This is a genomic window from Paraburkholderia aromaticivorans, from assembly GCF_012689525.1.
GTDB lineage: Bacteria > Pseudomonadota > Gammaproteobacteria > Burkholderiales > Burkholderiaceae > Paraburkholderia > Paraburkholderia aromaticivorans_A.
In genome coordinates this window covers 4,359,719-4,372,590 of sequence record NZ_CP051516.1, presented here as the reverse complement: position 1 = coordinate 4,372,590, position 12,872 = coordinate 4,359,719, and the positions used below count along the sequence as shown (strand labels likewise).

The 12,872-nt window shown below is 63.4% G+C and carries 14 protein-coding genes; 5 read left to right on the top strand and 9 right to left on the bottom strand.

The genetic code is table 11. The annotated features are described in order from the left end of the window. Positions 1–10: 10 nt before the first annotated feature. The 4 genes from flgJ (at position 11) to flgL (ending at position 5,606) form a co-directional block, all read left to right on the top strand. The gene (gene flgJ, locus HF916_RS48080) at positions 11–1,018 is read left to right on the top strand and encodes a flagellar assembly peptidoglycan hydrolase FlgJ (protein WP_168795530.1); all 1,008 of its coding nucleotides are present in this window, start codon (positions 11–13) and stop codon (positions 1,016–1,018) included. Positions 1,019–1,355: 337 nt separating this feature from the next. Next, positions 1,356–2,129, top strand: a complete 774-nt coding sequence (locus HF916_RS48075) for a flagellar brake protein (RefSeq protein ID WP_168795529.1) — start codon at positions 1,356–1,358, stop codon at positions 2,127–2,129. A 269-nt stretch (positions 2,130–2,398) separates the two neighbouring features. Continuing rightward, positions 2,399–4,372 (top strand): flagellar hook-associated protein FlgK, encoded by a 1,974-nt coding sequence (gene flgK / locus HF916_RS48070; protein ID WP_168795528.1) that lies wholly within the window; start codon positions 2,399–2,401, stop codon positions 4,370–4,372. 10 nt (positions 4,373–4,382) lie between these two features. After that, the gene (gene flgL, locus HF916_RS48065; protein WP_168795527.1) at positions 4,383–5,606 is read left to right on the top strand and encodes a flagellar hook-associated protein FlgL; all 1,224 of its coding nucleotides are present in this window, start codon (positions 4,383–4,385) and stop codon (positions 5,604–5,606) included. A 98-nt stretch (positions 5,607–5,704) separates the two neighbouring features. Here the strand turns inward: flgL and fliR are convergent, their stop codons facing one another. The 7 genes from fliR to fliL all read right to left on the bottom strand — a co-directional run bounded on the left by fliR (position 5,705) and on the right by fliL (position 10,336). Then, complete coding sequence (gene fliR / locus HF916_RS48060) at positions 5,705–6,487, bottom strand: flagellar biosynthetic protein FliR (protein ID WP_168795526.1); 783 nt, start codon at positions 6,485–6,487, stop codon at positions 5,705–5,707. Between the two features lie 37 nt (positions 6,488–6,524). Then, positions 6,525–6,794 (bottom strand): flagellar biosynthesis protein FliQ, encoded by a 270-nt coding sequence (fliQ, locus tag HF916_RS48055; RefSeq protein ID WP_011490196.1) that lies wholly within the window; start codon positions 6,792–6,794, stop codon positions 6,525–6,527. Positions 6,795–6,858: 64 nt separating this feature from the next. Further along, positions 6,859–7,704, bottom strand: coding sequence for a flagellar type III secretion system pore protein FliP (gene fliP, locus HF916_RS48050; protein ID WP_168795525.1), 846 nt, complete (start codon positions 7,702–7,704; stop codon positions 6,859–6,861). Next, positions 7,704–8,318, bottom strand: coding sequence for a flagellar biosynthetic protein FliO (fliO, locus tag HF916_RS48045; RefSeq protein WP_206001995.1), 615 nt, complete (start codon positions 8,316–8,318; stop codon positions 7,704–7,706). Before fliO ends, fliP begins: the two co-directional genes overlap by 1 nt. Beyond that, entirely contained in the window at positions 8,315–8,779 is a 465-nt protein-coding gene (fliN, locus tag HF916_RS48040) for a flagellar motor switch protein FliN (protein WP_168795524.1), read from the bottom strand. Before fliN ends, fliO begins: the two co-directional genes overlap by 4 nt. Then, complete coding sequence (fliM, locus tag HF916_RS48035; protein WP_168795523.1) at positions 8,772–9,770, bottom strand: flagellar motor switch protein FliM; 999 nt, start codon at positions 9,768–9,770, stop codon at positions 8,772–8,774. The genes fliN and fliM overlap by 8 nt, the downstream gene beginning before the upstream one ends. A gap of 65 nt (positions 9,771–9,835) precedes the next feature. Next, positions 9,836–10,336: a flagellar basal body-associated protein FliL gene (fliL, locus tag HF916_RS48030; RefSeq protein WP_168795522.1), complete on the bottom strand. Its 501-nt coding sequence runs from the start codon at positions 10,334–10,336 to the stop codon at positions 9,836–9,838. Positions 10,337–10,350: 14 nt separating this feature from the next. Here fliL and HF916_RS48025 point away from each other — a divergent pair, with 14 nt between their 5' ends. Continuing rightward, complete coding sequence (locus HF916_RS48025) at positions 10,351–10,686, top strand: hypothetical protein (protein WP_168795521.1); 336 nt, start codon at positions 10,351–10,353, stop codon at positions 10,684–10,686. A 171-nt stretch (positions 10,687–10,857) separates the two neighbouring features. Here the strand turns inward: HF916_RS48025 and HF916_RS48020 are convergent, their stop codons facing one another. Next, entirely contained in the window at positions 10,858–12,351 is a 1,494-nt protein-coding gene (locus HF916_RS48020) for a flagellar hook-length control protein FliK (protein ID WP_168795520.1), read from the bottom strand. Between the two features lie 70 nt (positions 12,352–12,421). Continuing rightward, a complete protein-coding gene (gene fliJ / locus HF916_RS48015) occupies positions 12,422–12,871 on the bottom strand; it encodes a flagellar export protein FliJ (protein WP_168795519.1) in 450 nt (149 codons plus the stop codon). Between the last annotated feature and the right edge of the window lies 1 nt (position 12,872).

The window sequence follows — 12,872 nt, the reverse complement described above, 5'->3', positions numbered from 1 at the left end:
AAGACACAGGATGAATTCGGATACGACCAATTCCGCCGCTTCGGCGAACGACCTGACCCAGCGTTTCGCGCTCGACGTGCAGGGTTTCGCGAAGTTGAGCGCACAGGCCAAGGCGTCGCCGCAAGCCGGCATGAAGATGGCCGCGCAACAGTTCGACGCAGTCTTCACGCAGATGATGTTGAAGAGCATGCGCGACGCGACGCCGCAAGACGGTCCGTTCGATTCTCACGACAGCGCCACCTTCACGTCGATGATGGATCAGCAGTTGTCGCAACAGATGTCGCAAAAGGGCATTGGCGTGGCTGACGCCATGCTCAAGCAACTGATGCGCAATCAGGGCATGCAGGTAGGCGGCGGTGCGGGCGGCGCAGGCGGTCTCGCGGGCATGGCCAACGCGTTGGGCGGCGGCAGCGGCGGCAGCGGTGGCGACGAAGGCCAGACCGCGGCGCTGAACGCGCTCGCCAAAGCGTACGGCAATGCGCAAGCCAACGGCCAACTGGCGATGGGCAAAGGCTACTCGGCCAACAGCGCGCTGACTCCGCCGCTGAAGGGCGACGGCAGCTCGCCGAAGGTCGATGCTTTCGTCGACAAGCTTGCCGAACCGGCGCAGGCCGCCAGCGCGGCGACGGGCATTCCGGCGCGCTTCATCATCGGCCAGGCGGCGCTCGAATCGGGCTGGGGCAAGAGCGAGATCAAGAAGTCGGACGGCTCGAGCAGCCACAACGTGTTCGGCATCAAGGCGACCAAGGACTGGACCGGCAAGACCGTGTCGACGGTCACGACCGAATATGTGAACGGCAAGCCGCAGCGCACGGTAGAAAAATTCCGCGCGTACGACTCGTATCAGGAAGCGATGACCGACTACGCGAGCCTGCTCAAGGGCAATCCGCGTTACGCGCAGGTGATCAATTCGGCGCACGACGTGAACGGTTTTGCCAATGGCATGCAGCGCGCCGGTTACGCGACCGATCCGCATTACGCGAAAAAACTGATGTCCATCATGCAGAAGATGGGCTGACCTGCCGTGACCGCCGTTCGAATCAGCTGATCATTTAACCGAATCAAAACCATGCACGCGACGGGGCCAGGTGCATAACAGGACGGACGAGGCCGGCCGCCCACGGGCGGCCGGTCCACCCGCGAAAGAGACGACGCGTTTTAACGTTTGCGGCAAATAATTCATGGCAGGCCCCTAAATTTTGGCCGGATGCTGCCGCTAATCAGTTAGACCCAATACCGGAAAGCGTTGTAATGTCTGGTTGGGATGCGCGTGCTGCGGCTTCGATGAAGACCGCGCGAAAGCCCCGGCAGGAGCTCTGGCACGCGCCCGCAAGAACAAGCATACCGGCAAGCCCATGGATACTACCCAGTCGAACGGCCAGACCGACACACACGGCCAGCTGCACGCTGCGACAGACGAAGGCGGCAACGATTTTGGCCGTCGCAATCCGCTGGAGATCGGCGTTCAGTTGCGCAATCTCGTCAATCGCGGCGATTTCCTCACCGCTCAATACGCAGGCGGACAGCTCGTTACGCGTCTTCTCGACGTCGACGTGCGCGGCCGAACCTTCACGTTCGATTGGGGCGCCTTGTCCGATCAGAACAAAGGCTTGCTGGGCGCACCACGCTGCCAGTTCCACGCGCAGCCGGACGGCGTGCGCGTCGAATTCGCCACCGGCACGCCGCGCGAGACCCGTTTCGAAGGACTGCCCGCATTCGAGGCCGACTTCCCCGAGGTGCTGTTCTACGTGCAGCGCCGCGAGTACTTCCGCGTCGATGCACCGATTCTCGATCCGTACGTATGCTCCGGCCGTTTGCCGGCAGGCGACACGTTCCGTTTCGAGGTGCACGACCTGTCGCTCGGCGGCGTCGGCATGCGCACCACGGACGAACGCGTGGCCGAATTGCCGATGGGCACGCGCCTGCTCGATTGCGAGCTGGTGCTCGGCGCGCTCGGCCGACTCTCGCTCGATCTGCAGCTCGTGTCGCATCGCTCTACCGCGTTGCCGAACGGCACGCAGCGTTTCCAACTCGGCTTCCGTTTTCTGACGCTGCCGGGCAGCGCGGAAAACACGCTGCAACGTCTGATCACGCAGCTCGAGATGAAGCGCCGTTCGCTGGTTCGCTGATTGAACTGTTGGATCCTCGGTGCGTGAGCGGGGTTGCTCGCGCATCGTGTTCGCTTGCCGGTTCATCGTCACTTCCTTGTCACCTGTGTTCCGCACCGGCGCGCGTTCCTGCGCGATGAGTGACAAGCCCGGCAGGCAAGCCTCGCAAACGTTGAAACAAACGTCGAACACGCATCGGAATGACCTCAATTTTTTCTTGTTGAGGCCGTTAAACAAGATGTTCAAGTAACGCGGCGGCATGTGTACGGTGTCGCCCTTCAGGATGACGCATGTCCAATCTCATCAATCTCGGCCTCAGTGGACTGAACGCAGCCCAGTGGGGACTCACGACGACCGGCCAGAACATCAGCAACGCGTCGACGCCTGGCTACACGATCGAAACACCGGTGTATGCGGAAAGCGGCGGCCAGTACACGGGCTCGGGTTATCTGCCGCAAGGCGTCTCAACCACGACTGTGACGCGCCAGTACAGCCAGTATCTGACCACTGAGCTGAACAATGCGCAGTCGTCGGGCAGCTCGCTGTCGACGTACAACACGCTGATTTCGCAGCTGAACAATCTGATCGGCAGCCCGACCGCCGGGATTGCGAGCGCGATCACCAGCTATTTCACCGGCTTGCAGAACGTCTCGAATAGCGCGTCGAGCCTGGCCACGCGTCAAACCGCGATGAGCGGCGCGCAGACGCTGGTGAACCAGATCAACGCCGCGGGTCAGCAATACGATGCGCTGCGCCAGAGCGTCAATACGCAACTCACCAACACCGTTTCGCAGATCAACAGCTATACGCAGCAGATCGCGCAGTTGAACGGGCAGATCTCCCAGGCCAGCACGCAAGGTCAACCGCCGAACCAGTTGATGGATCAGCGCGATCTCGCCGTGTCGAATCTGTCGCAACTGATCGGCGTGAACGTGGTGAACAGCAACGGCAGCTACAGCGTCTTCATGAGCAACGGCCAGCCGCTGGTGTCTTCCACCAACAGCTATAACCTGGGCACGGCGCCTTCCACCGGCGACACCAGCGAATTGTCCGTTCAGTATCTCGGCCAGGCGGGTGCGAACCCGGCCGCCGCGCCGCAGAATCTGCCCGACAGCAAGATCGACGGCGGTACGCTCGGCGGCCTGCTCGCGTTCCGCAGCCAGACGCTCGATCCGGGCGAGGCGCAACTCGGTGCGATCGCCGTGAGCTTCTCCGCGCAGGTCAACGCGCAAAACGGGCAGGGCATCACGCTCGCCGGCGCCAAGGGTGGCGCGCTGTTCTCGGTGGGCGGCCCGACGGTCTATGCGAACACGCAGAACACGGGTAACGCGTCGCTGAACGTGTCGTTCGCGGATCCCACGCAACCGACCACCGGCGACTACACGCTGGCCTACAACGGCACCACCTACACGCTGACCGACAATTCGACCGGCAGCGTGGTGGGTTCGGCGACCAATCTGAGCCAGCCGATCAACGGCCTGAATTTCTCGACCACCGGCACGATGAACGCCGGCGACTCGTTCACGGTCGAGCCGACCCGCGGCGCGCTGAACAGCTTCGCGACCGCCACCACCGACGCATCGGCGATCGCCGCCGCCGCGCCCGTGCTGGGCGCCGCCGCGTCGAGCAACACCGGCACCGGCACGATCACGCAGGGCACGGTGACGGCCGGCTACACCATGCCGAATTCGACCACCACGCTGTCGTACGACGGCACGGGCCTGTCCGGCTTCCCGGTCGGTTCGACGGTGACGGTGGCCGGTTCGCCCGCCACCACGTATTCGATCGCCAGCGCGACGACCGTGGTGCCGTATTCGTCGGCCACCGGCGCCTCACTGACGATCAACAACGCGACCGCCGGCCAGATGAACAACGTGTCGGTGACGATTAGCGGCGCACCGGCTGCCGGCGACAAGTTCACCATCGGCCCGAACACCGGCGCGAACAACGACGGCCGCAACGCGCTGGCGCTATCGAATCTGTCCACCGCCAAATCGCTGTCGGGCGGCACGGTCACGCTGACAGGCGCGTATGCGAACTACGTCAACAATATCGGCAATCAGACCAACCAGATTCAGACGTCGAGCACCGCGCAAAGCTCGCTGGTGACGCAGATCACCACCGCGCAGCAGTCGGTTTCGGGCGTGAACATCAACGAAGAAGCAGCCAACCTGCTTCAGTATCAGCAGCTGTATCAGGCGAACAGCAAGGTCATCCAGACCGCGCAGACCCTGTTCCAGACGATACTCGGCATCTTCCAGTGAGGCGTTGACAATGCGCATCTCCAGCACGCAGTACTTCAACATGAACGTCGCGACGATGAGCGATCAGCAAGCTCAGTTGTCGCAGTTGTATGCCGAGATTTCGAGCGGCGTGAGCCTTTCCACGCCGTCGGACAATCCGCTCGGCGCGGCGCAGGCCGTGCAGTTGAGCTCGACGGCGACGACTCTGTCGCAATACACGACCAATCAGGGCACCGCGCTGGCTTCGCTGCAGCAGGAAGACACCACGCTCGGCAGCGTCAATACCGTGCTGCAAACCATTCATACGCTGGTGCTGCGGGCCGGCGACGGTTCGCTGAACAACGGCGACCGCGGTTCGATCGCGACGCAACTGCAAAGCTTGCGCAGCCAGCTGATGACGCTCGCCAATTCGACCGACCCGCAAGGCAACTACCTGTTCGCCGGTTATCAAAGCAGCGCGCAGCCGTACACCACGAATTCGGCCGGCGTCGTAACGTATTCCGGCGACACCGGCACGCCCGGCGTGCAGGTCACCGACTCGCACGTGGTGCAAACCGGCGACAACGGCATTGCGATCTTCGGCAGCGTTGCCCCGATCGGCACCAGCGCCGTGCCGGCCGCGACGACCGGCAACACCGGCACAGGCGTGATCAGCCAGGTGAGCCTGAACAACCCGACCGATCCGACCAACGCCGATAAGTTTTCGATCAACTTCTCGTCGGCGACCACCTATACCGTGAGCCAGACCGATCCGGCTACCGGCGCGGTGACCACGAGCGCGCCGCAGGCGTTCACGGCCGGTTCGGCGATCACGCTCGGCGGCCAGTCGGTGTCGATTACCGGCGCGCCGAACGCGGGCGACAGCTTCACGGTGACGCCGGCCACGCAAGGCAGCATGGACGTGTTCGCCAACTTGAGCCAGTTGATCACCACTTTGCAAACGCCGGTGTCGGGCGGAGCGTCGACGGCGAGCTTTCAGAGCGCGCTGACCACCAGCATGACTCAGCTCGAAAACACGATGAACAACGTCGTGACGGCGCAAGCGGCCGTTGGCGGTCGCGAGCAGGAAGTGCAGGCATTGCAGACGGTCACGCAGACCAACACGCTGCAGACGTCGAGCAACCTCGCGGATCTGACGCAAACCGACATGGTCAAGACGATCGGCAAGTACACGATGACGCAGGCCGCATTGCAAGCGGCGCAGCAGGCTTTCGCGAAGATTCAGAACATCTCGCTGTTTCAGTACCTGAGCTGATAGCACGAGCAGTCTGAAAAAAGAAGAAGGGCGGAAACCGGTGTGAGCCGGTTCCGCCCTTCTTCTTTTTCATTGCGCCGCGCGGTGAGAGAAGCGTGCTACTTAAACCCAGCCGCCACGCGCCCCATCTGATCGAGGCCGACGTCGAACAGCCGCATGAAGAACGGAATCATGTTCGGGACCATCAGTTGCAGAAGCAGCATGCCGATCAGCATGGTCAGCGGGAAGCCGATCTGGAACACGCCGATCTGCGGCGCGGCGCGATTCAGAATGCCGAGCGAGAGATTGGTGATGAGGAGCGCGGCGACCACCGGCAGCGACAACAGCAGGCCCGCGGAAAACACCGTACCGCCGAAGTTCGCCAGCGTGCGCCAGCCGGGCGCGCCGAGAATGTTCGCCGACACCGGCACCGACTGGAACGTGGCGAGCAGCGCGCTGATCATCTGCAAATGGCCGTCGATCACCAGAAACACCAGCATGGCGATGGTGTTCATGTAGCTCGACAGCACCTGACTCGAACTGGCCGCCTGCGCGTCGAAGAAGGTCGCAAAGCCGAGCCCCATGCCGAGACCGATGAAGTCGCCCGTCGCGCTGATCGCCTGAAACACGATCTGCATGGTCACGCCGAGCGCGATGCCGATCAGGAACTGGTTGACGATGATCCACACGCCTTCAGCGGAAAACACCGTGACTTGCGGCAGCGCGCCGAGCGTGGGCGCGACGATGATCGTAATGAAGGCCGCAAGGCCGACCTTCACGCGGATCGGCAGCGAGCGGTTGCCGAGCACCGGCGCGGTGGCGACCAGCGCGAGGATGCGCACGAACGGCCACAGGAACGCGGTAAGCCAGGCGTTCAGTTGCGCGTAGGTGACGGAAAACATCGTGGGTCGGAAGGGAAGGTGAAAACCGGCACGCTGCTCAGTTGACGAGCGTCGGAATGTTGGTGAGCGTCTGGCGCAAATAGTCGAGCATGGTCGTGAGCATCCACGGACCGGCGATCACCATCGTGACGGCGATCGCGAGCAGTTTCGGAATGAACGACAGCGTGCTTTCGTTGATCTGCGTGGCGGCCTGGAACAGGCTCACCACCAGACCGACCACCAGCGCGACCAGCAGCAACGGCGCGGCGAGCAGCAGGCCGACATACATGGCCTGGTGCGCGAGCGTCATGACGGATTCTTGATTCATGGCGAGGTGACCGGAAGCGTGAAGGGCGCGAAATGCGGTTATAAACGCTTGGGAGCAAGCGCGGTTAAACGAAGCTCTGTGCCAGCGAGCCGAGCAGCAACTGCCAGCCGTCGACCAGTACGAACAGCATCAGTTTGAACGGCAGCGAAATGGTCGCGGGCGACACCATCATCATACCCATCGACATCAGCACGCTCGCCACCACCATGTCGATGATGAGGAACGGGATGAAAATCGTGAAGCCGATCTGGAAGCCGGTTTTCAGTTCGCTCGTCACGAACGAGGGCACCAGCAGCGACAGCGGCACGTCTTCCGGACCTTGCATCGGCGCGGCGTGTGAGATGCGGGCGAACAACGCGAGATCGCTTTCGCGGGTCTGGCGCAGCATGAATGTCTTGAACGGGGCGAGGCCGCGGTTGACGGCGGTCTCCATCGGGATCGTGCCGTCGGAGAAAGGCTTGTAGCCGTCGGTATAGGCCTTGTCGAGCACCGGCGACATCACGAACAGTGTGAGGAACAGCGCGAGTCCGACGAGCACCTGGTTAGGCGGCGTCGTGGTCGTGCCGAGCGCCTGGCGCAGCAGCGAGAGCACGATGATGATGCGCGTGAAGCTGGTCATCATCAGCACCATCGCCGGCAGGAACGACAGCATCGTGAGCAGCAGCATTGTCTGCACGCTCAACGAGTAGGTCGTGCCGCCGTTCGGGCCGGGGCTCGTGTTGAAGGCCGGCAAGCCGGCGGCCTGCGCGAACGACAGGGTCGGCAGCGCGAGCATCAGCGCCGCTAGCGCGACCGGGACGACGGGTGCGACACGGCGCACAGCGTGAGCAAGCACGGAAATCACTTTCGAAGTGGTGCCGGACAGGCGAGCGGATTGCGCGTTACGCGCCGAAGAAAGACTGAACTGCATTACCGAACCCCGCCGCCTTGCCCGTTGAAACGTTTGCCTACTTCGCCTTTCAAAGCGTCGCGAAAGCGTTGGCCGAAAGTGCCCGGCAGTGCCGTGCCGCCAGCAGGCGCGCTTGCGGGACCGGCTAGCGTAGCGCCGAGCGAATCGACGGCGGCCGAACCTGCCGGCATCGTGTGAAGCAGACGGACATTGCCGGGTGCCGTGCCCAGCACGAGCCACGTATCGCCGATCTCGACCACCGCGACCCGCTCCTTGCCGCCGAGCGAGGCGCCACCGATCGTCTTCACGAGACCGCCGCGGTTCGCCGGCTGCAAGCCGAAGCGGCGAGCGAGCCATGCGCAACCGAATACCAGACCGATCACGACCAACAGGCCCACGATGGTTTGCAGCACCGCGCCGACGCCGAGCGCTGGAACTGCGGAGCCCGCGCCGACGCCCGAAGCGATCTTCGCGGCGTTGTTGACCGCGTTCATGTCCGCCGCGTGAGCGGCCGACGGTGCGAGCAGCGCGACCAGCGAAGCCGACGCCCATAAAGCCGTCGCCACGACGTTCGCCGCCCGTGCAGCGCGATTCAGAACAATGCGCAACACGGCGCGACCGGCAACGCGTTTCATCGATTCAACTTCCGGATACGTTCGGACGGCGTGATGATGTCGGTCAAACGGATGCCGAACTTGTCGTTCACCACCACCACTTCGCCCTGCGCGATCAGACAGCCGTTGACCAGCACGTCCATCGGTTCGCCGGCCATGCCGTCCAGTTCCACCACCGAACCCTGCGCGAGTTGCAGCAGGTTGCGGATCGCGATCTTGGTGCGGCCCAGCTCGACGGTCATCTGAACAGGAATGTCCAGAATCATGTCGATGTCGTTGCGCGTCGTGGTCGGCTCGACTTTCGACAGCGGCTGGAATACGCCCGCCGTCGTCGCGCTGACTTCCGAATTGTCGTTCTGCTCGGCCAGCGCGCTGGCCCAGTCCGCCATGGCCGCGTCGTCTTCGGCAGCGGCTGCGTCGGCGGCAAATTGCGGCGCGCCAGCGGCCAGTTCGGCCTCAGTCTTTGCGTTCAGGTCACTCATATCCACCTTCCTTCATCGTGTCGGCTGCGCTGATCATCTTCTGGACCCGCAACGCGTATTGACCATTGAAAATTCCGTAGCCGCATTCCATCACCGGCACGCCATCGACTTTCGCGGTGATGTGTTCGGGGATGTTGATCGGCAGAACATCGCCTTTGCGCATGTTCAGGATCTGTTCGAACGTGACCGGCACCTGCGCGAGGTCGGCGGTCAGTTCCACTTCTGCTGCCTGCACCTGCTGCGACAGCACGCGGACCCAGCGGCGGTCGACTTCGAGCGCCTCGCCCTGGATCGGCGACGAGAGAATGTCGCGGATCGGTTCGATCATCGAGTACGGCATGCAGATGTGCAGCGTGCCGCCCGTCGTGCCGAACTCGATCGAGAACTGCGTGACGATGACGATTTCGTTCGGCGTCGCCACGTTGGCGAATTGCGTGTGCATTTCCGAGCGCACGTATTCGAACTGCAGCGGACGCACGCTCTTCCACGACGCCGTGTAGTTGTCGAACACCAGGTTCAGCAGCTTGTTGATGATGCGCTGCTCGGTCTGCGTGAAATCGCGGCCTTCGACGCGGGTATGGAAACGCCCGTCGCCGCCGAACAGGTTGTCGACCACGAAGAACACCAGGTTCGGATCGAACACGAACAGCGAGGTGCCGCGCAACGGCTTCACGTGGACCAGGTTCAGGTTGGTCGGGATCGGCAGGTTGCGGGTGAATTCGCTGTACTTCTGCACCTTCACCGGGCCGACGGAGATTTCCGCCGAGCGCCGCATGAAGTTGAAAATACCGACGCGTAACAGACGCGCGAAGCGGTCGTTGATGATTTCGAGGCCGGGCATCCGGCCGCGGACGATGCGTTCCTGCGTCGCGATGTTGTAGGGCCGTACGCCTACACGGTCGCTTTGCTCGGCTTCCGAGTCTGTTTCGCCGGTTACGCCCTTGAGGAGGGCATCGACCTCCTCCTGGGACATGAACTCTTCGTGGCCCATTCCTTATTCCTCGTGCGTCCCGTGGCGGTTGATGATGGCAGCGCTGATTAACGTCACGACCGACGTCACTGCACGACGAATTCGGTGAACAGGACGTCCTGGACATGGATCGGCGCGGCGCCCTTGTCGGTCGGCTGCTCGATCAGCGTGCGCAGTTCCGTGGCGAGCGCGCGCTTGCCTTCGAGCGGCGCGAGTTCGTCAGGGTGTTTGTTCGATAGGGCGAGCAGGATGTGGCTGCGCACTTCGGGCATGTGGTCTGTCAGTTCTTGCTGGGTCTTTGCGTCGGTCAGTTTTAGCGTCAGGCCGATGCGCAGGAAATGCTGCTGGCCGTCGTCCGACTGCAGGTTCACCGTCATGGATTCGAGCGGGAAGAACAGCGGCGCTGGGGCTGACGGCGGCGCTGCTTCGGCCGAGGTTGCGGTCGGGGCGCGCTTCGACATGAAGAACCAGACGCCCGCTCCCGCTGCGCCCGCGGCAATGATCGCGATCAGCACGATCAGGATGATGCGCTTCATCGGGCCGGGGGATGCCGGCGCGGCTTGTTGAGGTGCGGTCGTGGTTGCCATGTGGTTTGCTTTGCTTGCCTTTAGTGCTGGTGATGGTGATTGTTGTTGATTTGCTCGCGGCGCGATGGGTCGAAAAGAAGGGGGATTGCGGGCTATCTCTTGTTTTTGGTTTTTTGGCCTTTTTGCCTTTTGGCCTTTTTGCCTTTTTGCCTTTTTGCCTTTCCTTGCCTTTCCTTGGTGGTGGTCTATTAGCGTTGCCCCTGTGCGGGGCGGCACCTACTTTCTTTGCCGCGGCAAAGAAAGTAGGCAAAGAAAGCCGCTTCACACCGCTAATTCTTAAGCGGAATCCTCGCGCAGTCACGGTAGTGGTGCATCTGGAATCTGTGTCCTCGCGCACTCCGCGTGAGTGACAAGGCGCTCATTCTTCCGGCGGCGCTCCGCGCGCCGTCGCGGTATTTCACTCGTCGCTAGACGCAAATCGGCGCCCTTTGGAGGGCGCCGATCACAAACCAACTGCAAATCAAGACGCGGCTTTTGCCCGGTGGCGCGCGGCGAATGTCGGCGCCTCCAAGGCGCCGACATCACGCGAACGTGTCGACCAAGCCGACCGTGCGGCGTACCGGTACGTTGACCGCCGTGTCGATCGCGTCCGTGCCGCTGCCGCCGAATGGTCCGCTCGCGCCGTTTGAGCGGCCGCCGGAACGGCCGGAGTCGGCGTTCTGCTGCTGGCTGCTCTGGCGCGCAAAGCCGTCGCTGACGCTCGCGCTTCCCAAGCCAATGCCGTTGGATTCCATCGCCTCGCGCAGCTTCGGCAACGCGGCTTCGACGGCTTCGCGCACGGACTGGTGCTGCGACACGAACAACGCATGGGCATGGTTATCGGCAACCTGCAAGACAACCTGTAGCGGCCCCAGATCCTTCGGGTTCAAGGTCAACTCGGCACTCTGTGAATGCGCATTCGATAAGAACACCACCTTCTGACTCAACGCGTCTTCCCAGTCAGTCGTGCCGACCTGCGGTGACAATGTATTCGCCGCCTCCGCCGCGCCGGCGTTGCCCGTGGTCTGGACGGCCGCCGTCGTGCTCGCTGCGCTCGCGGCGGCTTGCGAGGCGGCTAGCGCCGCTGTTGCCGCATCCGTCGCGCTTTTGAAGGACGCGAGATCGTCGGCTTGCGTGCCTCCGGCTGCCGTTGCCATCAATGCGTCAACCGACGCTTTTGCAGCCGCGGATGGGTCGGCCACGGTCGTCGTCGCCGTCGTCAGGGCGGTTTTCGATGCGGTCGATCCATTGCCGTCGCCGAACAGCCCGGCCGCCAGGGTCTTGCCGTCCGCGGTTCCGTTCAGCCCTCCGTTCGTGCCGGCCAAGCCATTTGCCGAGATCGCGGCGTTCGCGGCCGCGCCGCTCGCCAGCGCTTGCGCAGGCACGCCCTGGCCGTTCGCCAACGCGGCCAGCGCTGCCTGCAACGCGTCTTGCAATGACTTCGGATCGGTGGCGCTGGTCTTTTTTCCCGGCGTGCCGCCAGTCGTGGCGTCCGTGGTCGTGCCAGGCAGCGCGGTCGCGGCGTCGGTCAAAGCCGTGGCCGGGTCAGTGGTTGTCGGCGTATTGGCGGTGTTCGCGTCGGCTTGAGCTTGAGCTTGAGCCTGCGCTTGAGCGGCAGCGGCTGCCGCCGCAGTGCCCGCGTCGGTCTGGTTCACCGTGTTGCCGGTTTTCGCCGGCGTGGCGTTCGTCTTGTCCGTCGAAGCCTGTTGCGTATTGCCCGACGAAGCCGCGGACGATGCCGAACTGGTCGGCTTGCTGGTGTCTTTGCTGCTGCTCGCGTCGTCCGCGCTCTTCGGCGCGGGATCGGCCGGCGGCGGCGCATCGTGCACGCTCGACGAAGACGACGATCCGGAAGACGCCGCAGCCGCAGCCTGCTGCTGGCTCGCGCTCTGCGCAGCCGCGCTGTTCTGCTGGTCGATGCTCTGCTGCAAGGTTTGCGAGAACGGTTTGGCGTTCGCCGCAGCGGCCATGGCCGCGCTGGTCGACGTGCTGCTGGCGGAGCCGAGCAGCGAGCCGATCTGTGAAAGAAGCGACATAGGGAATCCTGTCAATCTGTCAAACGAGGTGTTCAGTCAATCGAGACGGCGCTCATGCGCCTGATGCACGTCACGCGCCTTCGGCGCGCATCCGCAGAATCCGGGCGGCGTGTTCGTCGGCGTCGCGCTGATCGCGCCGCGCCGTGGTCCTGGCTTCGGCTGCTTCGCCGCGTGCCTGCAGCACTTCGTACGAGCCGAGCTTCTGCTTCTGACGCTGCCAGTCGGGCTTGGCGGCCTCGACGCGCGCGTTGGCCGTCACCAGCAGGTTGCGCTGCTGTTCAATGGCGGCGTCGAGCGTGTCGATGAATGCCTGGAAATTGCGCATGTTGCCCGCGGGCATGCCGGCCTGGGCGGTCGCGGTGAAGCGCGCGTGATATTCGTCGCGGTACTGGACGAGGGCGTCGAGCTGCGACTGCACGTCGTTGCGCTCGCGCTGCGCGCGGCCCAGACGTTGCGCGGCGGCGTCCACATCGTCTTGGGCGAGGCCAATGAGGGTCTTGATCGGAAAGTGTTTCGCCATC